At 50.3% G+C, this 23,067-nt stretch carries 23 protein-coding genes and 1 pseudogene; 14 read left to right on the top strand and 10 right to left on the bottom strand.

The window, feature by feature from the left end:
• Positions 1-15 precede the first annotated feature (15 nt).
• Positions 16-372, top strand: a complete 357-nt coding sequence (locus tag KNO90_RS03590; RefSeq protein ID WP_215113007.1) for a DUF402 domain-containing protein — start codon at positions 16-18, stop codon at positions 370-372.
• A gap of 9 nt (positions 373-381) precedes the next feature.
• Positions 382-537 carry a hypothetical protein gene (locus tag KNO90_RS03585; protein WP_215113006.1) on the top strand — a complete coding sequence of 52 codons (156 nt, stop codon included), beginning with the start codon at positions 382-384 and terminating at the stop codon, positions 535-537.
• On the opposite strand, the pseudogene KNO90_RS03580 reads toward KNO90_RS03585, so the two are convergent.
• From KNO90_RS03580 to KNO90_RS03545, 8 genes and pseudogenes are all read right to left on the bottom strand, one after another.
• Positions 525-953, bottom strand: a pseudogene (locus KNO90_RS03580) (DUF1572 family protein); the annotation flags it as partial. The gene KNO90_RS03585 and the pseudogene KNO90_RS03580 sit on opposite strands and share 13 nt — an antisense overlap.
• A 364-nt stretch (positions 954-1,317) precedes the next feature.
• Positions 1,318-1,983 (bottom strand): DUF2225 domain-containing protein, encoded by a 666-nt coding sequence (locus KNO90_RS03575; RefSeq protein WP_215113005.1) that lies wholly within the window; start codon positions 1,981-1,983, stop codon positions 1,318-1,320.
• Between the two features lie 9 nt (positions 1,984-1,992).
• A complete protein-coding gene (locus KNO90_RS03570; RefSeq protein ID WP_215113004.1) occupies positions 1,993-2,436 on the bottom strand; it encodes a YaaR family protein in 444 nt (147 codons plus the stop codon).
• 27 nt (positions 2,437-2,463) lie between these two features.
• Positions 2,464-3,366 carry a flagellin N-terminal helical domain-containing protein gene (locus KNO90_RS03565; RefSeq protein ID WP_214741671.1) on the bottom strand — a complete coding sequence of 301 codons (903 nt, stop codon included), beginning with the start codon at positions 3,364-3,366 and terminating at the stop codon, positions 2,464-2,466.
• Positions 3,350-3,730 (bottom strand): flagellar export chaperone FliS, encoded by a 381-nt coding sequence (locus KNO90_RS03560; protein ID WP_214741668.1) that lies wholly within the window; start codon positions 3,728-3,730, stop codon positions 3,350-3,352. Before KNO90_RS03560 ends, KNO90_RS03565 begins: the two co-directional genes overlap by 17 nt.
• Positions 3,727-4,017, bottom strand: a complete 291-nt coding sequence (locus tag KNO90_RS03555; RefSeq protein WP_214741666.1) for an EscU/YscU/HrcU family type III secretion system export apparatus switch protein — start codon at positions 4,015-4,017, stop codon at positions 3,727-3,729. Before KNO90_RS03555 ends, KNO90_RS03560 begins: the two co-directional genes overlap by 4 nt.
• 9 nt (positions 4,018-4,026) lie before the next feature.
• Complete coding sequence (locus KNO90_RS03550; RefSeq protein WP_215113003.1) at positions 4,027-5,769, bottom strand: hypothetical protein; 1,743 nt, start codon at positions 5,767-5,769, stop codon at positions 4,027-4,029.
• Between the two features lie 74 nt (positions 5,770-5,843).
• Positions 5,844-6,338 (bottom strand): competence protein ComK, encoded by a 495-nt coding sequence (locus KNO90_RS03545; RefSeq protein ID WP_031422844.1) that lies wholly within the window; start codon positions 6,336-6,338, stop codon positions 5,844-5,846.
• A 271-nt stretch (positions 6,339-6,609) separates the two neighbouring features.
• On the opposite strand from KNO90_RS03545, the gene cspD reads away from it, so the two are divergent.
• The 12 genes from cspD to KNO90_RS03485 all read left to right on the top strand — a co-directional run bounded on the left by cspD (position 6,610) and on the right by KNO90_RS03485 (position 20,550).
• Complete coding sequence (gene cspD, locus KNO90_RS03540) at positions 6,610-6,807, top strand: cold-shock protein (protein WP_214741662.1); 198 nt, start codon at positions 6,610-6,612, stop codon at positions 6,805-6,807.
• A gap of 306 nt (positions 6,808-7,113) precedes the next feature.
• Positions 7,114-7,677: a ribosome hibernation-promoting factor, HPF/YfiA family gene (gene hpf, locus KNO90_RS03535; protein WP_214741660.1), complete on the top strand. Its 564-nt coding sequence runs from the start codon at positions 7,114-7,116 to the stop codon at positions 7,675-7,677.
• A 139-nt stretch (positions 7,678-7,816) separates the two neighbouring features.
• Entirely contained in the window at positions 7,817-10,339 is a 2,523-nt protein-coding gene (gene secA / locus KNO90_RS03530) for a preprotein translocase subunit SecA (RefSeq protein WP_214741658.1), read from the top strand.
• Between the two features lie 54 nt (positions 10,340-10,393).
• Positions 10,394-11,494 carry a peptide chain release factor 2 gene (gene prfB / locus KNO90_RS03525; RefSeq protein ID WP_214741656.1) on the top strand — a complete coding sequence of 367 codons (1,101 nt, stop codon included), beginning with the start codon at positions 10,394-10,396 and terminating at the stop codon, positions 11,492-11,494.
• A gap of 61 nt (positions 11,495-11,555) precedes the next feature.
• Positions 11,556-12,413 carry a YitT family protein gene (locus KNO90_RS03520; protein WP_214741653.1) on the top strand — a complete coding sequence of 286 codons (858 nt, stop codon included), beginning with the start codon at positions 11,556-11,558 and terminating at the stop codon, positions 12,411-12,413.
• A 108-nt stretch (positions 12,414-12,521) separates the two neighbouring features.
• Positions 12,522-12,857, top strand: a complete 336-nt coding sequence (cccB, locus tag KNO90_RS03515) for a cytochrome c551 (RefSeq protein WP_214741651.1) — start codon at positions 12,522-12,524, stop codon at positions 12,855-12,857.
• 114 nt (positions 12,858-12,971) lie between these two features.
• A complete protein-coding gene (locus tag KNO90_RS03510) occupies positions 12,972-14,579 on the top strand; it encodes a BCCT family transporter (RefSeq protein ID WP_214741649.1) in 1,608 nt (535 codons plus the stop codon).
• Between the two features lie 352 nt (positions 14,580-14,931).
• Positions 14,932-15,618: a cell division ATP-binding protein FtsE gene (gene ftsE, locus KNO90_RS03505; RefSeq protein WP_214741647.1), complete on the top strand. Its 687-nt coding sequence runs from the start codon at positions 14,932-14,934 to the stop codon at positions 15,616-15,618.
• Positions 15,608-16,510: a permease-like cell division protein FtsX gene (gene ftsX, locus KNO90_RS03500; protein ID WP_214742402.1), complete on the top strand. Its 903-nt coding sequence runs from the start codon at positions 15,608-15,610 to the stop codon at positions 16,508-16,510. Before ftsE ends, ftsX begins: the two co-directional genes overlap by 11 nt.
• 23 nt (positions 16,511-16,533) lie before the next feature.
• Positions 16,534-17,862 carry a murein hydrolase activator EnvC family protein gene (locus KNO90_RS03495; RefSeq protein ID WP_214741644.1) on the top strand — a complete coding sequence of 443 codons (1,329 nt, stop codon included), beginning with the start codon at positions 16,534-16,536 and terminating at the stop codon, positions 17,860-17,862.
• A gap of 101 nt (positions 17,863-17,963) precedes the next feature.
• Entirely contained in the window at positions 17,964-19,367 is a 1,404-nt protein-coding gene (locus KNO90_RS03490; protein ID WP_215113002.1) for a S41 family peptidase, read from the top strand.
• A 43-nt stretch (positions 19,368-19,410) separates the two neighbouring features.
• Positions 19,411-20,550, top strand: a complete 1,140-nt coding sequence (locus tag KNO90_RS03485) for a PDZ domain-containing protein (RefSeq protein ID WP_215113001.1) — start codon at positions 19,411-19,413, stop codon at positions 20,548-20,550.
• A gap of 65 nt (positions 20,551-20,615) precedes the next feature.
• On the opposite strand, the gene glpK is transcribed toward KNO90_RS03485, so the two are convergent.
• Both glpK and KNO90_RS03475 read right to left on the bottom strand, forming a co-directional pair.
• Positions 20,616-22,133, bottom strand: coding sequence for a glycerol kinase GlpK (gene glpK / locus KNO90_RS03480; protein ID WP_214741638.1), 1,518 nt, complete (start codon positions 22,131-22,133; stop codon positions 20,616-20,618).
• A 28-nt stretch (positions 22,134-22,161) separates the two neighbouring features.
• Positions 22,162-22,869, bottom strand: coding sequence for an MIP/aquaporin family protein (locus tag KNO90_RS03475; RefSeq protein ID WP_214741636.1), 708 nt, complete (start codon positions 22,867-22,869; stop codon positions 22,162-22,164).
• Positions 22,870-23,067 lie beyond the last annotated feature (198 nt).

The raw sequence follows: 23,067 nt of genomic DNA, 5'->3' as shown, positions 1-23,067 counted from the left end.
TTTAGGAGGTCTACCATGAAGAACGTTTATCTACTCAAATACAACCAACAACTCCATTATGAATGGTCGAGTCAAGTCATTGAGGAAACGGATGATTATGTGTTGTTGTATGCAGGTCCTGGGCGAACGCTTAAGCACCATACGCGAGGTGCTTGCTATACATACGATTCGTATTCCCTCGAGTGCTTCATGCGACATGAAGGATTCACGCTTCAACTCGATTTAAAGCATGATGGGACGATGCGTTGGTACTCCAATATCGGACTTCCGCCGACCATGATCGACGAAGCGATTCATTTTGTTGATTTGGATCTAGACTTTGTTGCAGTACAACCAGATGAGTGGCGACTCGTCGACGAAGAAGAGTTCTAGATCAATCAAGTGCGTTACGGCTATCCGGATGCGTTGATCTCCTTCGTCTGGCAGACCGTTTGTGAGGTGGAACACCGGATTCAATATCGACAATTCCCGTTCGACGGTTCGTTCGAGCGACGCCTTATTGAATTCGCTCAACAGGAGACGCCTCACTTCCGTTGATGCGGCAACGGAATCGACAACACATCCCAGTCACTTCCGGCAAATAGCTTCGACAGATAGACGATCTGCCCGACATGGTAGCCATAATGAGACACTTGACGCTCAATCGCATCAATCACAGAGTGCGCTTCCCCTCTAATCATCACGTTCTTCCCTAAGTCATCCGGTACCAGATTGGCTAAGACGTCATCCAACAGCTGCCAGCGCTCGTCCCATACTTTCATGAGTTCCTCACGGGACAGTTGCTGGTCCTCGAACTCGGCATCCCGATTACGGTCCGGTTTCTCGCCATCCGTCGTCAAGAAATCGGTCCAGCGTGACTTCATATTGTTCGCCATGTGCTGAATGATCAGGGCGAGGGAGAGTGTATCCGGTGCGAGCGCCTTATGCAGATCCTCGTCACTCACTTGGACAAGTGCGCGTTCGGCGAGTTGTTTCTGACTTTTGAACGTAGCACGGACGGTGTCGAGATATGCGTTTCAAACATAAATAACATCCTCCTTTTCATATGTATCCATTTTGACTATACCCCACATTCATCTTGGTCAAAAACTATAGTAATATTATAAAATAGGCGTTATACTATTCTTATCGCGCAAGACGCCACCGCGTAGTCGGCATGAGGGTGCCTTGTTTTGGTTTTCACGTGAGTCATGTCGCGTGGTCTCTTTTCGGTTTGAAGGTTCACCCATCAATTGTCCCGATTGCGTTTGTCCGAGAGTGGATGAACGCGATTTTTTGTATGTAAAAAGTGTGAGACACGAGGTCCCACACTTCTGATTACGCATGTTCTAACCGAAACTCTTCCCAATGATCGCGGGCCTGATTCCGGATCCGCTCCGATACTTCCTTACTGCTTAAGAGAATCCCATACCAGCGACGTGCGTCCTCGTAGTAGTCGAGCGCGGCCGACAAGTCGGCAATGCGCAACATGAGCTGGTCGTAAGGTAATCCGGTCCGAATCGGGTCCGTATACGCTTCTTGCACCTCATTGTATTTATCGAGCGTCCGCTGCATCCATTCCTTCTCAGACGCTGTATCCCCAATCAATCGGTACATCCAGACAATCCGCATCCCGAGCATGGCGACGACAGATGGTTTTTGTCCGCTCAATTGGGCCGTCATGACGGCGAACTTATAGAGAAGGATGACGTGCTCATATGAGCGGTCACCTTTCAACACATTCGGATTCACTTGATTGAAGTAGTTCGTCTCAAGCGCTTCCCGGTTATGTTTGCGCACCTTGTCGAACGAGTCGTGGAAAACGAGGTGACAATGTTCACAGACGGTCGGCTCGTATAAATACGGGTTCGGTCCATCATATGTTGTGTAGCCATCTTTTTCTACCTCGAGCGGTCGGATATGACGTGATAAGACGCGATTCGCCTTACTTTCCTGTAAACAATACGGACATTTAACTTTCTTCAAAAATAAATGCTCTGCCATCTCGACACCTCACACATAGACGTTGACGAGCAGTCCGCGAATCTCACCGACCTGGTCGAGTAGGGAGAGGCGAGATGCTTCTCCTGAGATGACCTGATCCGTCAGCGCGAGGAGTTTTTGGTCGACTTGTTCGACTACCTTATAAATCTTCGCGCGACCGCGGCGATTGAATCCGCGTTTGTCCTCGAGACGGAGTGCCGCGTCAACGGCCTCTTTCATAAAGTCTTTAATCAATTGTTTGTATTCGGCGAGCGCCTCGACGGTCTGACTTTCGGCTAGGAGTTCTCCTTGTTCATGAATCGCGGCGATTTGACGCTGGAAGCGTTCATGCTCTCGGTCTTCTCGCTTTTGACCAATCACGTTTTGGAAGGAGACGCCGGGTTCGACTTCGGGGCGCTTTGCCTTGTTTGAGCCGAGGAGCGATTGCGTCTCCATGATGCGACGAATGTCCATATGGGCAACCGTCCTTTCTTTAGGTTGTTAGTTCAATAATTGTAACACGCCTTGTGGTAAAGCGTTTGATTGGGCAATCATTGCCATCCCGGACTGATTCAAGATGTTTAGACGGGCGAAGTCCATCATTTCACGGGCCATATCGGCATCACGGATTCGTGACTCAGATGCCGTTAAGTTTTCAGAACCGATGGCGACGACGCTGACGTTCGCCTCGAGTCGGTTTTGGATGGCACCGAGTTTCGAACGTTCGAGTGACACTTTGTTGATGGCTGCATCAAATTTCGAAATGGCATCCCCTGCGTCCGCCGGTGTCAACACGCTGAGTGCATAATACGTTTCAGTAGGTGTCACCTGATCATTGTCGTGATCGACGGGAGGAAGCTCTCCACCACCTGCTGTCGCTGTCGTGATGTCAAGCGCATGCGCTCGCATATCTTGTACATTTAAGATGACGGCTTCGTTGTTACCGGCACCGATTTGGAAAAATAACGTGCTCTTTCCTTCTTTGTATTCCCCGTTCATGATCTTCTTCGAGTTGAATTCGGTCGTCTCCGCAATCCGCGTCACTTCTGCAGTCAACGCGTTAATTTCTTCCTGAACGGCTTTGGCGTCGTCCTCACTAAGCGTCCCATTCGCTGCTTGGACGGACAATTCGCGCATGCGCTGGAGAAGGGAATGAGTCTCATTCATTCCACCTTCGAGCGTCTGTGTAAGGGAAATGCTATCGAGCGTGTTGCGTTCTGCCATTGAGAGGGAGTCGAGGCGCATCCGCATCTTTTCAGAGATGGCGAGACCGGCTGCATCATCAGACGCTTTATTGATTCGAATTCCGCTCGAGAGGCGGTCCATCGTTTTTTTCATCGATGCCTGATTCAAAGAAAGAGATGTATATGCTTTTAAGGCTTGTACGTTATTGGTAATTTTCATAGCGGTTTCCTCCATTCGGGACAGGTTGTGTCTTGGCACGCGCCATCGCTTCGCTCCACGTTTGATCGAGATCGCTCGCGAGCGTATGTAGTTCGGCGATTTTTTCTTTATCCTGATCGATAATTGCTTCGACGCTTGCGTTTGCCATGTAGAGATAAATCTCATCGAGTTGAGCAGCAATAATCCCGCCACCGTCATGAAGTCCTTGGTGAAGTTTGACCAATAGCTCCCGGGCTTGGCGAAGGTGCCGGTTCCGTTCGGCAATTGTTGAGTCTTGTGCATTTTTGTAGTGATAGACGAGTGCGTGAAGCATTGCCTGTGTCAATTCCTCCGGTCTCATTTCATATAGTTGCGTTGAATTCATTTTTGTTCTCCTTTGATTGAATCAAGTTCCTCTATTAACAACAACACTTCTGCCATCACGTCATAAAGTTGGGGTGGGATGGCGTCCCCTAAGTCAAGATCGAGCAGATGGCCGAGTAGGGAATGATCGTTCTCGACCGCGACCCCCCGGGCACGTGCTTCTTGTAGAATTTTTTCAGCGACGGCGCCTGTCCCGCGGGCGACGACGACGGGCGCTTTGTCTGTCGTTTCATCATAGCGGACGACCGCGGCCGTCTTTCGTTTCGTCAAATCCATGCGTTGATACATCGGGACCTCCTAAATTCTAAAGTCATAACCGGTCGTCGGTGCTACCGTAGGTTCATCGATAACACGCTCCGTTTTCGTGAGTGGTTTGAACTGGGTCGTCACACTCTTATATCCAATCGTCTCGAGCGTCTGTTCGATCTTCCCGAGAAGGGGACGAGCGAGTTGTTCAACCGTCGAATCGTCGTGCTCGAGTGTGAGTCGGAGGTTTCTGTCCTTCGCCTCGAGCTTGATCCCGATCTCTCCAAGGCGAGGGGTATCTAAACGAATGTAGAGGACACTGTTTTCCCAGTCGACGACGTCACCGGATTCCCGGTTTTGGATATGGACATGGATCCCCGTGTCAATTTCCTGTACTTTTGCTGGTAAGGCGAATAAGAGCTGATGGAGCTGCCCCCCGTCGAGACGGTTGAGTGTCTGTTGGACTTGGAAGAACGAAGCGAGACGTTGTGCCTCGGGGTTTGTCGTATCTCCACGTACCGATAGAGCTGATGTCGGTGTATTGGACGTCGCTTGGGCAAGTTGTGCCTGCACCTGCACACGTTGCGCCACTTCCTGGACGTGTCGTCCGGATAACGTCGAATCGAGCTTGAGTGGGGCGACAGTCGGCATCTCGCCGGCGCGTGTCGCCCCGTGCGGAATATATTCGATACGTGCCTGGTTCGGCGCATAGCGGAAGTCATTCAGTGCCGCCCGGACCTCTTTGACGAGTGTCGCGCTCTCTTGTGGTTTCGTCGCGAGCAACGACAACGCGACGTCAAGTTTGGCCGTCATGGTGACCAGTTGTTTTTCTTGCGTCACGTCGGTATGAAGCAAAGCGTCCGTCTTTTGGACGAGTTGCGTTAGACGGGTTGAGACGGTCTCGAGGGCAGGACGTGCCGCATGCGGATTCGTCTCAATCAACGCGGCGACTTGTCCGAGTTGTTTCGTCACGGTCGCTTGCTCGCTTCGGAACGTGTTCGTCACGGTCGCGAGATGTGACGTCACTTCCTTCACCATTACTTGTTTCCCGTTGACTGGAGGGAGTGGCAACGCTTGGCGCGATTCAGATTCAATTGGACGCGGTGATGATGGTGGCGGTGTAAGGTCACGGATGACTCGGTCGATCGTCTCCGGTGTCGGTGTGACGCGTTCACTCACGGGACGTGACAGATTGACGAGCTCGACGTACCGCTCTTTTTGTGGGTAAGGAGCGTTCGTCGCCGGTGGTGTGATCTGTTGTCTCGCTTCATTCAAAGAAAGGATGGCAATCTCCCGAGCCATCTCCCTGGAAACGGCCTCAGTATCGAGCGTCTTCAAATGTAGGATGACGTCTCGCATGTCCCCTTTGAATGCCGTTTCGAGTAGACGCACAGTATCTTCATTCATCGGCAAGCGTCCAGATTGTAGCAGGCGGCTGACCGCGCTTCGTACTTCGGGCGGAAGGGAAGCGAGGAGTGTCTGGATCTTCGCGTCAAGCTTTGACGACGTGGACGCAGGTGGTGCGGATTCAAGTGTCTCTTCCTTTGGAGGAACGACGGTCGCCATCAAGACACCGTCCTGTTCAGCGAGCGTCACTTGGAACGGATTCGTCTTCGGGAGCCCGTCTTTAAATGTGACCTCGACTTCTTCCCCGTTGATCTTGACGATCGCTGAGTCGGGTCCTGTCTGTTTAACGAGCTCGGCCTTGTACGTCCGATTCGTCTGGATGCCTGGTAAGACCGAACTGACGGCGGTCGATTGGGCTTGAATTTGCATGTTTGTCACCTCGACCATAATATCGACCTCTTTTTAAAAAAATGAAGCGAAACAATAGAAAAAAACCTTCCGTCTTTTCGACGGAAGGCGTGTCAGGACTCGAGCACGGGGCTCGCGTTCAATTGTTGGAACCGAGCGACGAGTTCGCCTGTCGCTTTCAGTTGGTTCCGGAGGACGTACGGTGTTGCGTTCGTTTGGATTTGATGTCCATCGGTTGTGAGGACGAGGCCGTTTGGCTCACCCTCAATGTTCAGTATGTCTCGAATATGGGACCAGGCATACCATTCACAATCGTCTCGTTTTGGAGACTTCGTCGGGAAGAAGACGAGCCCGGTTGTCGGTTCAATCACGACAGGGACTTTCCCTTTTACGCCGGCGACGCGTTTGGCGATGAAGATTCTTTCCTCGATCGAGCTGTTGTACTGGCGGCAAGAAAGTTGCAACAACTGGTACGGCCGGAGCGGGGTTGAAATCTCGGTGCCATCCTCGAGAATGATCCGTGACTGCTTCATGATGTCAAAGCAAGGGAGAATCGCCACGGTTCGCTTTGTGATGCGATATTTTTCCTCAGAATAGTAGGAGCGCATACGCTGCACCATCCTCCTCGTATTAGATTTTCAGGATCGGCTAAAGACAAACGGCACAAACCTAAATCATCCCTTCAATGATATATCACAAAAAATGTAAATTCAACAACACAATATGAAAAGTAGGGAAATATAATTCCAATGAAAGCCAAATGACGAAACGTTTACAAATATTTGAGAAAGTATTTGTCACGCTTACAAGAAGGTGGTAAGATTAGCCGTAGAGGAAAACCCTCTGTATTCTCCAATGGTGAAAGGAATGGATTTACACATGGTAGGTAAAGTAAAATGGTTTAACTCAGAAAAAGGTTTTGGATTCATCGAAGTTGAAGGCGGCAAAGACGTGTTCGTACACTTCTCAGCAATCCAATCTGAAGGCTACAAATCACTTGACGAAGGTCAAGAAGTAGAGTTTGAAATCGTTGATGGCGAGCGTGGCCCACAAGCGGCTAACGTTGTAAAATTATAATTTCAAACCACGAAGCCGGCTCCCTTGGGAGTCGGCTTATTATTTTGTCTACATAATAAAAAAAGGCGTTTAAAAATGATTGGAATGGGTATTTTCTTTCTATACCTTCCGCTCGTTCTAGGAAATGTTGAATTCGGAACAAAATTGTCATTATTTTCTGATGATAACGTTTTCAAAAGCGGCGTTTTCGGGGTATAATATGAATGAGCCACCTGGTTCCACTTTCTTTTTTAAGAAATGAAGCAGGAGATTCCGTCTCGTTCGACGAATCATTGGTTCAAGCGGTTATTTTAAGGAGGAGTTCAGATGATTTATAACATTCGCGGCGAAAACATTGAGGTCACACCAGCAATCAAAGACTATGTCGAGAAAAAGCTGGAGAAGTTGACTCGGTATTTCACAACTCCTACGGATGCACAGACGGCTTACGTCAACTTGAAAGTGTATAACGAGAAACAAAAAGTGGAAGTGACGATCCCGATGCCGAACTTGTTGCTCCGTGCCGAGGACATGAACCTCGACATGTATGCAGCAATCGACCTCGTCGTCGATAAATTGGAACGTCAAATCCGTAAACACAAAACGAAACTCAACCGTAAAGGACGCGGAAAAGAAGGTGGCGTCGGCGAGTACTTCAAGTCTCTCGAAGGACCTGATGATGCACCGGTCGTCTATGATGAGGACGAGGCAGAACTCGAACTCGTACGGACGAAACGCTTCACATTGAAACCGATGGACACGGAAGAGGCAATTCTTCAAATGGATATGCTCGGTCACAGCTTCTTCGTCTTCTCAGACGCAGAAACGGGCAACACAAACGTCGTCTACCGTCGTAAAGATGGGAAGTACGGCTTGATCGAACCTGAATAATAAACTTGACTATACACGGCCTCCCGGCTTCGGGGGGTCGTTTCCTTTTGCCTTTCCTTGAAAGGTGGCACCACTTCGGTTAAACTGTACATTAGGGAAAAAACATGCATTTTTTAGTGAGTGCAGAGGAGATATGAGTATGGCGAACTTTTTGAAAGAGTTATTTGCTCCACAGAAACGAATGTTGAAAAAAGCAGAGAAAGCGGCCGACTTGATCGAGTCGTTCGCCGAACCAATCAAAGCATTGTCTGACGAACAGCTTCAGGCGAAGACGGAAGAGTTCCGGGAGCGTCTGGCGAAAGGCGAGACACTTGACGACCTCTTGCCGGAGGCGTTCGCGGTCTGTCGTGAAGCATCAGAGCGTGTGCTCGGTATGCGTCACTACCGTGTTCAACTCATCGGGGGTTACGTGCTCCATAACGGCGACATCGCCGAAATGAAAACCGGTGAAGGGAAGACGCTCGTCGCGACACTTCCAGTCTACTTGAACGCGCTCACTGGTCGTGGCGTACACGTCGTAACGGTCAACGAATATTTGGCGAAACGAGATAAAGAACTCATGGAGCCGCTCTATTTCGCACTCGGTCTTTCGGTCGGCCTCAACGTGTCGAACATGGACCGTGTCGAGAAACAGGCGGCCTATAACTGTGATATCACGTACTCGACGAACAACGAGCTCGGGTTCGACTACCTCCGTGACAACATGGTCCTTTATAAGGAAGACCGTGTCCAACGTGAGCTCTACTACACGATCGTCGATGAAGTCGACTCGATCCTCGTCGATGAGGCGCGTACTCCGCTCATCATCTCGGGATCGGCTCAAAAATCGACAGAACTCTACACACGCGCGGATGCGTTCGTCCGTACGTTAAAAGAGGAAGAAGATTATACGGTCGACATCAAGACGAAATCAGTCCTCTTGACGGACCAAGGGGTCGACCTCGCTGAGAAATTCTTCGGCATCGACAACTTGTTCGCCATCGAACACGTCGCGGTCAACCACCACGTCGGACTCGCACTACGTGCGAACGCGGTCATGCATCATGACATCGACTATATGGTTCGCGAAGGACAAGTCATGATTATCGACCAGTTCACGGGACGTGTCATGGATGGACGTCGCTACTCGGAAGGTCTTCACCAAGCGATCGAGGCGAAAGAAGGCGTCGAGATTCAACGTGAATCCATGACGCTCGCGACAATCACGTATCAAAACTACTTCCGGATGTATGAGAAGCTTGCTGGGATGACCGGTACAGCGAAGACGGAGGAAGAGGAGTTCCGTAATATTTACAATATGCAAGTTGTGACGATTCCGACGAACAAGCCGATCCTTCGGGACGACAAGTCGGACCTCATCTTCAAATCGATGGAAGGCAAGTTCAAATCCGTCGTTGAAGAAATTGCAACGGTTCATGCGACAGGTCAACCGATTCTTGTCGGTACGGTCGCTGTTGAAACGTCTGAATACTTGAGCAAGCTCTTGACGAAGAAAAAGATTCGTCACGATGTCTTGAATGCGAAGAACCATGCCCGTGAAGCGGAAATTATCGAGAACGCCGGACAAAAAGGTGCGGTCACGATTGCGACGAACATGGCCGGTCGTGGTACCGATATCAAACTTGGAGAAGGTGTCGTCGACCTTGGTGGTCTCTATATCATCGGGACAGAACGTCACGAGTCACGCCGAATCGATAATCAGCTCCGTGGTCGTTCAGGTCGTCAAGGGGACCCGGGTAAATCGCAGTTCTACTTGTCACTCGAAGATGAGCTCATGCGCCGCTTCGGGACGGATAGCCTCCAAAGCATGATGGAGCGTCTTGGAATGGATGACACACAACCGATTGAGAGCCGCATGGTATCAAAAGCGGTCGAGTCGGCTCAAAAACGTGTTGAAGGAAACAACTATGATGCACGTAAACAGCTTCTCGGTTACGACAACGTCATGGCTGACCAACGGAAAGTCATGTACAAAGACCGCGCCAGCATCCTTGAGAACGAGTCAGTCACGGATATCGTCCGCTCGATGATGGCCCAGACGGTCGAACTCGGTGTCTTACAATATACACCGATCGAACTCGTGCCAGAAGAATGGAACATCGACGAGCTTGCACATTGGGCAAACCAAACACTCGCACTCGAAAAAACAGTCGAAGGCAAAGACTTCTACGGTAAAGAGCGTGAAGAAATCGTCGAACTCCTCATGGAGCGCGTGAACGAGCAGTATGAAGCGAAGCGTGAACTCGCGCCACCTGAACGCTTTAACGAGTTCGAGAAGATTATCGTACTCCGTGCCGTTGACTCGCACTGGATGTCTCATATCGACCATATGGACCAGTTGCGCCAAGGGATTCACCTCCGCGCTTACGGACAGAACGACCCGCTTCGTGAGTACCAAGCGGAAGGGATCAACATGTTCGACGCGATGAATGCGGCAATCGCAGAAGAAGTGACAGGCTTCGTCCTTCGTGCCGAAGTCGGGGACAACCTCCGACGCGAGAAAGTCGTCGAAGAGGAAGTTGCCGTCTCTGGCAAGAGCGATGCGCCGGTCAAGAAGAAACCGGTCCGTCGTTCGAAAGAAGACAGCATCGGCCGGAACGACCCGTGCTGGTGTGGTTCTGGTAAGAAGTTCAAGAACTGTCACGGCAGACAACAGGCTTAATTATTGAAGAGGCGGGTCCGCTCGCCTCTTTCCTACGGAAAGGTGAATCACACTATGGAAATTTCAGATATTCGGAACGAACTAGAGGCGATGGCGAAACGCCTCGAGAATTACAGAGCATCACTCAACTTGACAGAGAAAGAGGCACGTATCGCCGAGCTCGAGAACGAGATGACGTATCCTGACTTCTGGGACAACCAGGAGAAGGCTCAAAAAGTCATCGACGAATCGAACGGCCTCAAAGCGATGGTCGACAAGTATCAAGACCTCGCGACCCAACATGAGGACGGCGAAGTGACGCTCGAACTCATCAAGGAAGAGCCGGATGCAGAGATGCAAGAAGAGCTCGGAGAATCGATTCAAGCGCTCAAGAAAGAGTTTGATGACTTTGAACTTGAAATTCTATTGAACGGACCATACGATGCGAATAACGCCATCCTTGAATTGCACCCGGGTGCGGGCGGTACCGAGTCACAGGACTGGGCATCGATGCTCCTTCGGATGTATCAACGTTTCGCGGATAAACAGGGCTGGAAAGTCGAGACGGTCGATTACCTCCCAGGAGAGGAAGCGGGCGTCAAGTCGGTCACGCTCCGCATCATCGGGCATAACGCATACGGCTACTTGAAAGCGGAAAAAGGGATTCACCGTTTAGTCCGCATCTCGCCGTTTGATTCGTCAGGTCGTCGTCACACGTCGTTCGTGTCATGTGACGTCATGCCGGAATTCGATGACGACATCGAGATCGAAGTACGGACAGAAGACCTCCGCATCGACACGTACCGCGCGTCAGGTGCCGGCGGACAGCACATTAACACGACGGACTCTGCCGTCCGAATCACGCACGTGCCGACAGGCGTCGTCGTCTCATGTCAGACAGAGCGTTCACAAATCAAGAACCGTGAGTCGGCAATGAAGATGTTGAAAGCGAAATTGTACCAACGCGAACTCGACGAGCAACAACGTAAACTCGATGAGATCCGTGGAGAGAAGACAGATATCGGTTGGGGTAGCCAAATCCGTTCATACGTCTTCCACCCGTACTCGATGGTTAAAGACCATCGGACGAACCACGAGGTCGGAAACACAAGTGGTGTCATGGACGGGGATGTCATGCCGTTTATCGATGCTTACCTTCGTAAAACAAATATGTGATGCATGTGGCTCAAAGACTCCCGTCTTTGGGCCACGTTGTCTGTAAAGGAGAATTTCTTTAATGAAGCAAATCGTCAAAGACTATCTGTATTTGTTGACGGGTTCGGTGTTCGTCGCCTCGGCCTTCAGCCTATTCCTGTTGCCGAACAACCTCGCATCGGGCGGGGTGAGTGGGATCTCGGTCATCACGTATGAACTGTTTGGCATCTCGCCAGGTGCGTTTCAGCTCGTGGCAAACGTACTACTCCTCATCGTCGGATGGGCAATCCTCGGACTCGGGTTCGGCGTGAAATCACTCGTCGGCTCCATTTTCTTGCCAGGTGTCATTCTTTTTTACGAGGCGATTGATGCCGGGGCTGCCGTGAACGACACGTTACTCGCTGCCATCTTCGGTGGAGTTGGCGTCGGTGTCGGGCTCGGTCTCATCTTCCGCGGACGCGCCTCGACGGGTGGGATGGACTTGATCGCACAGATCTTACATAAGTTCACGCACATCCCGCTTTATCTCTGTATCGCCATTCTCGACGGCATGGTCGTTTTGACCGCAGCTCTCACATTCTCGTTCTCGACTGGGCTTTATGCACTGATTGCACTATTCATCACGGTCAAAATGATCGACTTCGTCCAGCTTGGGTTCACACAGGACAAGATGGCGTATATTATCTCGGAGAAACGGGACTTCATCGTCCGGGCCGTCTTTGAGGAACTCGATCGAGGTGCGACGGAGATTCAGGCGATCGGGGCGTACTCACGTCTGGACCGTCCGATGCTCATGATTGTCGTCCGTCAGAGTGAAGTGAGCCGACTGAAAGAAATCATTCGTCGGATCGACCCGGAAGCGTTCCTCGTCTTTAGCGAGGCACACGAGGTACTTGGACAAGGGTTTACGTCAGATAAGCGTTATATCAACGTGCCGTAAGTTGTGGAATCTTTGTGTACTTTTCGTGAGATTAGGTTAGAAAGGATACGTTTACGGCTATAATGGTAAATGTAGGTGATTTCTACAACTTAGGAGGGGAACGCGGTTATGAAAAAATGGATGATGGCCATTGGCCTCGGCGCCATGTTGACGCTCGGAGCATGTGGCGGCGGTGAAGAAGAAGGAACGTCGAGCGACGGGGATACGGGCTCGAACACAGCATCGATTGATGCAGAAGCGGTCTTCGCGCAAAACTGTGCAGCGTGTCACGGTGCGAACCTCGAAGGAATGAGTGGTCCGTCACTCGAGCAAGTCGGTGCTCGTTTGTCGGCAGAAGAGATTGAAAATGTCATTCGAAACGGTCAAGGCGCGATGCCTGCGAACGTCCTCGAAGATGATGAAGAAATCACGGCGGTCGCCGCTTGGCTCGCTGAGAAAAAATAAGTGTTGGAAGCATGAGGCGAACAGGTCCCTCATGCTTTTTTTGTTTGGGGTCCTAAGGCTTAGGGAATTATTTTTAAGGTAATAGGAGATGTTATGGAAATGGAGTGATGACAATTGAAGACGAAGTTGATTGACTGGCCGACTTTTATCGGCTCGTTCGTATTACTGTTAGGGGTGACGCTACCGCTCATCTTCTTCCCGGAGACAGGGAAGGCATGGGTCGGCGCGGCGAACGAATACATGACCTCTAACTTTGGGATGTTGTACTTAGCGATGGGGTTAGGCGCATTCGGATTTTTGATCTTTATTGCCTTCAGTAAGAATGGGCACATCAAATTAGGTCGTGAAGATGAAGAACCCGAATTCAGTACATTCTCATGGGCGGCGATGTTGTTTGCTGCCGGCATCGGGTCGAGTATCCTGTATTGGTCGGTCATCGAATGGGTGTATTACTATGAAGGACCACCATTTGGATTGACACCCGAGTCACCGGAAGCCATCCAATGGTCGACGGCATACGGGATGTTCCACTGGGGACCGATTGCCTGGGCAATTTATACGTTACCAGCCTTACCGATCGCCTATTTCTTCTATGTCCGCAAGAAGTCCGTATTGAAGGTAAGTGAAGCGGTACGTCCCGTGATTGGCAGATGGGCGGATGGTCCACTCGGCAAGATTATAGATATCTTATTTATTTTTGGATTATTGGGTGGGGCCGGGACGACACTCGCGCTCGGGACACCGATGATTGCCGAAGGGGTCAACGAATTAACCGGAATTCCTGTCACGCTCGGCATGCAAGCCGTCATCATGTTAATTTGTACGGTGATCTTCGCCATCAGTTCATATATCGGACTAAAGGGCGGAATCAAAGTACTAAGTGATTTGAACATCTGGCTCGCCCTGGGGATCTTGACGTTCGTCTTCATCTTCGGTCCGACACGCTTTATCTTGGAAACGACATTTAACGGAGTCGGAATCGTGATGGATAACTTCTTCCGGATGGCGACATGGATGGAGCCGTTCGGTGACTTCGGAGGGTTCACCTCGACGGGATTCCCAGAATCATGGACCGTGTTCTATTGGGCGTGGTGGCTCGTGTATGCTCCGTTCGTCGGACTGTTCGTTGCTCGAATCTCACGTGGACGTACGATTCGGAATATGATCTTTGGGACGATGGTATATGGGACACTTGGTTGTATCCTCTTCTTTGGGATTCTCGGAAACTACGGGCTGTATCTTCACTTGAGTGGCACGTTCGACGTCGTTGGATATATGGCGGCGAATGGACCGGCCCCGACGATCATCGCCATCATTGGACAGTTGCCGTTCGGGAAAGTCGTCATCGGCGTCTTTACCCTCCTCGCCATCATCTTCTTGGCGACGACGTTCGATTCATCGTCTTACATCTTGGCATCGGTCACACAAAAACACGTCGAAGACGAGCCAATCGTCTGGAACCGACTCTTTTGGGCGTTCGCCCTTGCGATCATGCCGCTCACGCTCATGTTCCTAGGTGGTCTCGATACGCTCCAAACAGCGAGTATTGTCGGGGGCTTCCCGCTCATCTTTATCATGTTCCTCTTGGCATGGTCGTTCGTCCGTGTCTCGAGCCAGGATATACGGGCTTCTGATGACTATGAGTCCTCGACGATTCATATCAAATATCGAAAACGAAAGAAATCACCATTTGATGCCTTGAAAGAAAAACCACGCGACTAATATTGTCGAATTTGTGAAGGGTGTTCCTTAGGGAGCACCCTTTTGAAATGCGGTTTCAGCCTCACGAAGAACAGGGTGAAAGTCAGGTTCATCGCGACATTTTCACACGGAACGCTATTCAACTGAAATACTCCTGTAATGGTGTTTTAAAAGTTGGATTGATATAATTGTAGTCGCTTCAGCTTTGCCCTAGATGTTTTTTTGACCAGGCTATTACCAATCAATGAGACCTTGACAGAGGGAATCAATTCCTGTAAAAAAGACTCTAGGCGAAATATACAGTAACTAAAACAATTGATTCAAATTCGTCATAGATGCTTAAAAAAATTTTAAAAAGGGTAGGGAATACGTTATGATCTCGATGCAAAAAGTCAGTAAAGTATATCCGAACGGCGTCGTTGCCATGGATGACCTCGATTTAGAGATTCGCGACGGCGAGTTTCTTTATGTCGTCGGACCTTCTGGTGCCGGTAAATCGACATTCATGAAGATGATTTATCGCGAGGAGAAACCGACAGCCGGTCAATTATTGATTGACGGACTCGATGTCGGAAAAGTCAAAGACCGTCACGTGCCAAAACTTCGTCGTCAACTCGGCGTCATCTTCCAAGATTTTAAATTGCTTCCGTCACTCACGGTGTATGAGAATGTGGCGTTCGCATTAGAAGTTGTGGGAGCAGACACGTCGTCGATTCGTAAACAAGTCATGGATGTGTTGAACTTGGTCGGATTGAAGAATAAAGCACGCAACTATCCCGATGAGCTTTCAGGTGGAGAACAACAGCGTGTCTCCATCGCCCGAGCAATCGTGAACAAACCGAAACTGATCATCGCCGATGAGCCGACGGGGAACTTGGACCCAGAGACAGCATGGGGCATTATGGAAGTATTTGAAGAAATTCATCGCCGTGGAGCAACGATTGTCATGGCGACACACAACCGTGACATTGTTGATAAGATTCGTCACCGCGTCATTGCGATTGAGAACGGGAAAGTCGTTCGCGATGAAGAGAAAGGAGCATATGGCTATGATGTTTAAGACTGGATTGCGCCATTTGCGCGAAGGGTTCAAAGGAACGCTTCGTAATGGTTGGATGTCGTTCGCGGCAATCAGTGCCGTCACCATCACGTTACTACTTGTCGGTGTATTCGCACTCGTCATGTTCAACGTCAACGAAATCTCAGACAACGTCGAGAACGATGTCGAGATTCAAGTGTTCATCACGCGTACCGCAGATGAGAACTCGGTCGAGAAACTTGGAGAGAATATCGAACAAGTGCCGGGCGTCTCGACGGTCACATTCAGCTCGAAAGAAGATGAGTTACAGAAGTTCCAAGACCAACTTGGGGACGATGCGGCTGCATACGGAACGGTAGAAAAAGATAACCCGCTCCATGCCCGTTATATCGTCAAAGCGCAAGACCCGACAGAATTAGAAGAAGTGGCCAAATCGGTCGGTTCACTTGATAATGTCGACGATGTGAAGTACGGGAAAGACTACATCGATAAAATGTTCGCCTTCTTCAACGGGATTCGCATCGGTGGACTCGCGTTGATCGTCGGTTTGACATTGATGGCGATGTTCTTGATCTCGAATACGATTAAAATGACGATTTTCTCACGTCGTCGTGAGATTGAAATCATGCGACTCGTCGGAGCGAAGAACAGCTTCATCCGCTGGCCGTTCTTCATCGAAGGATTGCTTCTCGGAATGCTTGGGGCTCTTATCCCGATTTTAGTCATTTATTTCGGATATGACGTTGCATATAGTGCTTTACAACCATCGCTTGATCAATTGAATAGTGATATATTTAAGTTGATTGATCCATCGACGCTCACGGTCCAAGTATCATTCGTGTTACTTGCACTCGGTGCGTTCATCGGAATCTGGGGATCGACGACATCGCTCGGTCGTTTCTTGAAAATCTAACTTGAATAAGGAGGAGTTGGCGGATGAAACGTTCGCTTGCGCTAGGGTTGTGTGTATCATTACTTGCCATGCCGGTCATGGCGACAGAGAAAGACACGTTGAAAGCTCGGCAAGACCGACTATCCAATGAATTGGAGGAGTCGGAAAAAGCGCAAGCCAAGACGGATGCCGAACTCGAGGTCACCGAGGCAGAGCGTGATGCCGTGAAGACGGAAATTCACGTCGTCGACGACCGGTTGAATGTGTTGAGCGAACAAATCGCCATTCAACAGCACGAGGTCGATACGGCCCAGGCAGAACTCGAGTCGACCCGCCAACAACTCTCCGTTCAAGAGGAATATTTGGAAAGCCAAAAGGAACTCTTGAACGAACGCCTTCGTGTCTTACAAGTACACGAAGACACGTCTTATCTACAAGTCATTTTTGAGTCCCGTTCTTTCGGAGACTTCGTGACACGGGTCATGACGGCCCGCACGATCGCCGAACAGGACCGGGAACTCATACATAATTATATGAGTGAGATGGAACGTCTAGAGTCGCTCGAGTCGACACAGCGTACCCAACTCTCTTTCATCAAGCAAAAAGAGCGGGAACTTGTCATCACGAAACAAGACCTCGACCGAACGGCCGAGAAGAAGCGTGACTTGTTGGCTGAGCTTGACGAGCAAGTCGAGCAACTTGAACTGGAGAAGATGACGCGTAGCGAAGAGCAGGCCGTCATGGCTGAACAGAACCGAATCATCGGTGAACAGCTCGAGGCGATCGCGACTGCAGAACGGGAAGCGGCCGAGGCGGCGGAACGTGCCAAACGAGAAGCGGAAGCGCGTGCGGCTGAAGAACAGGCACGAGCTGAGGCTGAAGCGAGAGAAGCGGAAACAGAAGTCGAGGCACCTGAAGTGACGGCACCTGCCGACACACCGACGCCGGTATCCACATCGACCGGATTCGTTCGTCCCGTGTCCGGTTATGTCTCTAGCCCGTTTGGTCCTCGGAATAATCCGTTGACGGGAGTCCCTGAGATTCATAAAGGAATCGACCTCGTCAACGCGCCAGGTACACCCATTGTCGCGAGCGCACCGGGAGTCGTCATCAAAGCGGCACCAGCGACGGGATATGGGAATGTCGTTTTCGTCTCACACGTCATGAACGGTGAAGTATGGACGACCGTCTACGCTCACTTGAGTGCGATCACGGTCGGAGCCGGACAATCTGTTTCAGCTGGACAAACGGTCGGGACGCTCGGAAGCACAGGGTGGTCGACCGGTCCCCATCTTCATTTTGAGTTGCACCGAGGAAAATGGGCACCTGGACAACCGAACGCAATTGACCCTGCCCCGTATATTGGCTACTGACAGAAGCGGACGCGTCCCAAATATGTGGAACGCGTCCGCTTTTCCTTTCGTTTTTGCTATACTAATGAAAAGACTTACAAAGAGAAATGAGGGACCAACCCGTGAAAAATTCAACCGCAGGACTACTCGCTGGCACAACATTCGTGGCTGGGGCCGGTGCAGGCCTTGCGACGATGGCGTTTACAGACACATCGCTTCCCGTTCAAACGAATGCGGAAGGCTGGGATAAAGTCGATCAAGTACGTGATTTAATTGAAGAGCATTCCTTACAAGACATTTCAGAAGATGATTTATTGACCGGTGCGCTCGATGGAATGACCGCAGCGTTGAACGATCCGTATTCGGATTTCTTGGACGCAGAAGAAACATCACAATTTACGGACTCGATTGAATCGAGTTTTGAAGGAATCGGTGCGACTTTGGAGAAGAAAGGAGAAGACATTTTAATTGTCGCTCCAATTAAAGGAGCTCCGGCCGAAGAAGCAGGACTACGTCCCGGTGACATCATCACGGCGGTCGACGGGGAATCGATCGAAGGGATGGACGTTCAGGAAGCCGTCCAACTTATTCGAGGAGAAAAAGGAACGACCGTCACGTTGACCATTCGTCGTGGCAGCCAGACGGCGGACTATGAAATCACACGGGATACGATTCCGATTGAGACAGTGTTCTCTGAAGTGAAGGAGAAAGACGGCAAAAAGATTGGGTATCTTCAAATCACCCAATTTTCAGAGCCGACGGCCGACGAGTTTCTTGAACAGTTGGACCAACTCGAATCGGAAGACATCGACAGTTTGATCATCGACGTCCGCGGAAACCCGGGTGGTCTCTTGCCGGCCGTCATCGAGATGTCTGAAGGATTCGTCCCGACATCAAAACCGGTCGTTCAAATCGAAAATGCGGATGGGGACCGTGATGCCCAAAACGGTCGTGCCCGCGAAGCGAAACCGTATGACCTGTTCGTCTTGACGGACGAGGGTTCTGCCTCGGCATCTGAGATTTTGACAGGCGCGATGAAAGAAGGGGCAGGGGCGACCATCATCGGGACGAAGACGTTCGGAAAAGGCGTTGTCCAGACGGCGTTCGATTTAGAGGACGGTAGCAATTTGAAGCTGACGACGAGCAAATGGCTCACGCCAGATGGGAACTGGATCCATAAAAAAGGGATTGAACCGGACATTGAAGTGAAACAACCAGATTATTTCAATGTGACTCGTGTCCTGACCGAGGAAGACGAATTAAAAATTGGCGACTACGGGGATGCCGTGTCGAACTTGCATAAAATTTTAACTGGTATCGGCTATGAACCTGGTGGTCAGCCTGGCTACTATGGGGATACGATGGCCGAGGCGGTCAAAGCGTTCCAGACCGATCAAAATCTTACGACTTCTGGAACGGTCGATGAAGAGACGGCTTCGGCACTCGAATCGAAGCTACTCGAAGAGATTCAAGATGAGGCAAACGATGCTCAATTGAATCGTGCGCTCGAAGAAGCTGCAAAATAACGTTGTATGAAAGAAAGGGTTGGACCGCGTGGAAGTTGTACGAATGAGTGTTACGGCTTTATTGACGTTGTTAGGTAGTCCGCTGTTCTGGGTGACGCTGGTCGCCCTTACATATGTATCGATGAGCCGAGTCAAGCGAGAACGAGCCATGTTTCGTTCAAGACGCCGCTCACCGAAATCGGAATGGAAGCATTTCATTTGGCCGAGTCTTCTACTAGCGGTCCTTTCTTCAACCGCGACGATTTTATTGGAGACGACGATTACGTTCGAATGGGCGGTATCGTTCACGGTGCTCTATACGCTCGTGGTGTTGACGATGCATCCACGGTTCTTCAACCCGGTGCTCCCGCTCCTCGTCATCTATGGTGTCGTCTTGTTGCGCGATGTCGTCGCGTACGGGGCGTTCCGTGATTGGGTAGAAGCACTCGCCAAGGTAGATTGGACAGTCTACGCGCTGACGTTCGGTCTTGTGACACTTGCGGAAGCGATCCTGTTGCGATGGAACGGACCGAAAGAAACGTCACCGACTTTGATTTTATCGAAACGGGGCCAATTCATCGGGGGGCACGTCGTCAAACGCATTTGGTTTTTCCCGCTCGTGCTCTTTTTACCACCGACATTCGGTCTCGACTGGCCGATGGTTCCGATCATTCTTCCGATTCCGATCGGGGTCAGTTTATTGTCGACCGGAGCGTTACCTGGGACGTTGCTCGCACGGTTGAGTTCTTATCGTGGTGTCCTCGCTTTAGTCGCCCTCGGCTTATTCGGACTTTCGTATACATGGGAAGTCCTATACGCTGACTACGTGTTATTGGCACTCTTCGTTCTCTATGAGCTTGGCCTTCAGTGGATCAAACGTGAGAATCGGGGAACGACGCCCGTCTTTATCAATGGGAATCGAGGGGCCGTCATCGTTGACACCCTTCCAAATTCACCAGGGGAAGCGATGCAACTGATTCCGGGTGAGTCCATCTACAAAGTGAACGGAACGGTCATCACCGGAGGGCACAGCTTTTATGAGGCACTCCAGCAGCATAAACCATACATCAAGCTTGAGGTGTTGAATCTGAACGGAGACATCCGGTTCGTGCAACGGGCGATGTATGAGACCGATCCACATGAACTCGGGATCTTGTTCGTCGGAGAGCCGACGAGCCCTCGGGTCCGCCTTCGTAAACTGTAAGAGTATCCGCTATGGATACTCTTTTTTTGCATAGAAAAAGGGCACCCGTGAGGATGCCCGTCTTCTTATACGTCAAGTTTTGAAGGTTTGAAGGCCATGGTCGCTTCGACAGCGTGTTGCCAACCTTTGTAGAGTGCTTCGCGATGAGACTCGTCCATGTTCGGCTCAAACTTCTTATCGAGTTTCCATTGGTCTTTGATTTCTGATTGGTCTTTCCAGAAACCGACCGCGAGACCTGCCAAGTAGGCGGCACCGAGTGCAGTCGTTTCACTCACTTCAGGACGTTCGACCGGAACATTGAGAATGTCCGATTGGAACTGCATGAGGAAGTTGTTACTGACGGCTCCACCATCGACACGGAGTGTTTTCAAGTTGATGCCTGAGTCATTTTCCATCGATGTGAGAACGTCGCGTGTCTGATAAGCGAGCGATTCGATCGTCGCACGGACCAATTGTTCTTTCTCTGTTCCGCGTGTGAGACCGAAGATGGCACCACGAACGTCAGAGTTCCAATACGGTGCACCGAGACCGACGAATGCCGGAACGACGTAAACGCCTTCTGTCGATTCAATGCGTGTCGCATATTGTTCTGAGTCTTTCGCAGATTTCAACATCCGCAATCCGTCACGGAGCCACTGGATGGCCGAACCAGCGACGAAAATGGATCCCTCGAGCGCATATTCGACTTTTCCGTTATAGCCCCATGCGATTGTCGTCAAGAGACCGTGATCGGATTTGACGGCTTCTTCGCCCGTGTTCATGAGCATGAAGCAACCCGTTCCGTAAGTGTTTTTCCCTTCACCTTTTTCAAAGCACGTCTGACCGAATAAGGCAGCCTGTTGGTCACCGGCGGCTCCGGCAATCGGTACTTCGAATCCGAAGAAGTGATACGGGATCGTGTTCGCATATACTTCACTCGAAGGTTTGACTTCAGGAAGCATCGATTTTGGTACTGACAAGATGTCGAGTAACTCGTCATCCCATTTTTGTTCGTAGATGTTATACATGAGTGTACGTGATGCGTTCGAATAATCCGTCACGTGGGCTTTTCCACCTGAGAGTTTCCAAATGAGCCATGTGTCAATGGTACCGAAGAGAAGTTCGCCGTTCTCGGCCTTCTCGCGCGCACCTTCGACGTTGTCGAGAATCCATTTGACTTTCGTACCTGAGAAGTAGGCATCGATCAAGAGACCTGTTTTGTCACGGACCATGTCAGAATGACCTGCCGCTTTCAACTCTTCACAGATATCAGCAGTTTGACGGGATTGCCAAACGACGGCGTTATAGACAGGGCGGCCAGTCTCTTTTTCCCAGACGACTGCCGTTTCACGTTGGTTCGTGATCCCGATTCCAGCGATCTCATTCGGGTCGATATCAGCTGAACCGAACGCTTCCGCCATGACGGCGAGGACAGAACCCCAAATCTCATTGGCGTTATGTTCAACCCAGCCTGGTTTCGGGAAGTATTGTTTGAATTCGCGTTGTGCGACTGTGACGATTTTTCCATCATGATCAAAAATGATTGCCCGTGAACTTGTCGTTCCTTGGTCCAATGCTAAAATGTAACGTTTTTCTTTCGCCATATGTGAGTTCCTCCTTCAAAATTATGTGTTAAGGGACGAGAATGCCATAAACGAGAGCGGCGATGACGGCACCGATGATCGGACCAACGACCGGGATCCATGAGTAACCCCAATCTGAAGAGCCTTTTCCTTTAATCGGAAGAAATGCGTGTGCGATACGTGGCCCGAGGTCACGTGCAGGGTTGATCGCATAACCCGTTGTTCCACCGAGTGAGAGACCGATTGACACGATCAAGAAACCGACGATGAGCGGATTGAGTCCATCTGCGAATGTGTTTGCCCCGAATGACAATAATGCAAAGACAAGGACGAATGTTCCGATAATCTCACCAATCAAGTTCGATGGCGTGTTGCGGATTCCTGGAGCTGTCGAGAACGTCGCTAGTTTCAAACCAGGATCGTCTGTCGCATCATAGTGTGGCTTGTAGTGGACATAAACCAAACATGCCCCAATGATGGCTCCAATAAACTGGGCAAGGATGTAGAGTGGGACATCGGCCCATGGGAATTCGCCTGCTGTCGCGAGACCAATCGTGACGGCAGGGTTGATGTGTGCGCCTCCGTAAATACCGGCTGCGTAGACCCCGACCATAACGGCAAGACCCCAACCCATTGTGATGACAATCCAGCCAGAGTTTTCCGCTTTGGAATGGCGGAGGACGACGCCGGCGACGACACCGTTACCGAGCAGAATCAATAGCATCGTACCAATAATTTCACTGACAAATGCTGACATGTGATACTCCCCTTTCTCCCTTATCAAATTGACTTACCACTTCATTATATGCCCAAAATGTAAGCGTTTTAAAACAGTGTTTTTCAAAAATCCTACTTTATTCCTACAAATGTTCACATTTACAGCTGTAAACTTCACAAAAGAGGTAAGGGACAGAGCGAAACGTTCACGAAGTGGATGATTTTTTAAAAAATTTCA

This window comes from Exiguobacterium sp. s63, assembly GCF_018617335.1.
Classification (GTDB): Bacteria; Bacillota; Bacilli; order Exiguobacteriales; family Exiguobacteriaceae; genus Exiguobacterium.
The sequence above is the reverse complement of the archived record's forward strand: the minus strand, read 5'-3'. Positions and strand labels throughout refer to the sequence as shown.

What these genes read in the sequence shown, in the direction of transcription:
- ftsX (WP_214742402.1), top strand. Translation starts at nt 15,608, where the DNA reads ATGATGTTTAAGACTGGATTGCGCCATTTGCGCGAAGGGTTCAAAGGA.
- KNO90_RS03475 (WP_214741636.1), bottom strand. Translation starts at nt 22,869, where the DNA reads ATGTCAGCATTTGTCAGTGAAATTATTGGTACGATGCTATTGATTCTG.
- glpK (WP_214741638.1), bottom strand. Translation starts at nt 22,133, where the DNA reads ATGGCGAAAGAAAAACGTTACATTTTAGCATTGGACCAAGGAACGACA.
- KNO90_RS03575 (WP_215113005.1), bottom strand. Translation starts at nt 1,983, where the DNA reads ATGGCAGAGCATTTATTTTTGAAGAAAGTTAAATGTCCGTATTGTTTA.
- cspD (WP_214741662.1), top strand. Translation starts at nt 6,610, where the DNA reads ATGGTAGGTAAAGTAAAATGGTTTAACTCAGAAAAAGGTTTTGGATTC.
- prfB (WP_214741656.1), top strand. Translation starts at nt 10,394, where the DNA reads ATGGAAATTTCAGATATTCGGAACGAACTAGAGGCGATGGCGAAACGC.
- hpf (WP_214741660.1), top strand. Translation starts at nt 7,114, where the DNA reads ATGATTTATAACATTCGCGGCGAAAACATTGAGGTCACACCAGCAATC.
- KNO90_RS03590 (WP_215113007.1), top strand. Translation starts at nt 16, where the DNA reads ATGAAGAACGTTTATCTACTCAAATACAACCAACAACTCCATTATGAA.
- KNO90_RS03495 (WP_214741644.1), top strand. Translation starts at nt 16,534, where the DNA reads ATGAAACGTTCGCTTGCGCTAGGGTTGTGTGTATCATTACTTGCCATG.
- ftsE (WP_214741647.1), top strand. Translation starts at nt 14,932, where the DNA reads ATGATCTCGATGCAAAAAGTCAGTAAAGTATATCCGAACGGCGTCGTT.
- KNO90_RS03550 (WP_215113003.1), bottom strand. Translation starts at nt 5,769, where the DNA reads ATGGTCGAGGTGACAAACATGCAAATTCAAGCCCAATCGACCGCCGTC.
- KNO90_RS03565 (WP_214741671.1), bottom strand. Translation starts at nt 3,366, where the DNA reads ATGAAAATTACCAATAACGTACAAGCCTTAAAAGCATATACATCTCTT.
- KNO90_RS03570 (WP_215113004.1), bottom strand. Translation starts at nt 2,436, where the DNA reads ATGGACATTCGTCGCATCATGGAGACGCAATCGCTCCTCGGCTCAAAC.
- KNO90_RS03545 (WP_031422844.1), bottom strand. Translation starts at nt 6,338, where the DNA reads ATGCGCTCCTACTATTCTGAGGAAAAATATCGCATCACAAAGCGAACC.
- KNO90_RS03560 (WP_214741668.1), bottom strand. Translation starts at nt 3,730, where the DNA reads ATGAATTCAACGCAACTATATGAAATGAGACCGGAGGAATTGACACAG.
- KNO90_RS03555 (WP_214741666.1), bottom strand. Translation starts at nt 4,017, where the DNA reads ATGTATCAACGCATGGATTTGACGAAACGAAAGACGGCCGCGGTCGTC.
- KNO90_RS03485 (WP_215113001.1), top strand. Translation starts at nt 19,411, where the DNA reads ATGAGTGTTACGGCTTTATTGACGTTGTTAGGTAGTCCGCTGTTCTGG.
- cccB (WP_214741651.1), top strand. Translation starts at nt 12,522, where the DNA reads ATGAAAAAATGGATGATGGCCATTGGCCTCGGCGCCATGTTGACGCTC.
- secA (WP_214741658.1), top strand. Translation starts at nt 7,817, where the DNA reads ATGGCGAACTTTTTGAAAGAGTTATTTGCTCCACAGAAACGAATGTTG.
- KNO90_RS03520 (WP_214741653.1), top strand. Translation starts at nt 11,556, where the DNA reads ATGAAGCAAATCGTCAAAGACTATCTGTATTTGTTGACGGGTTCGGTG.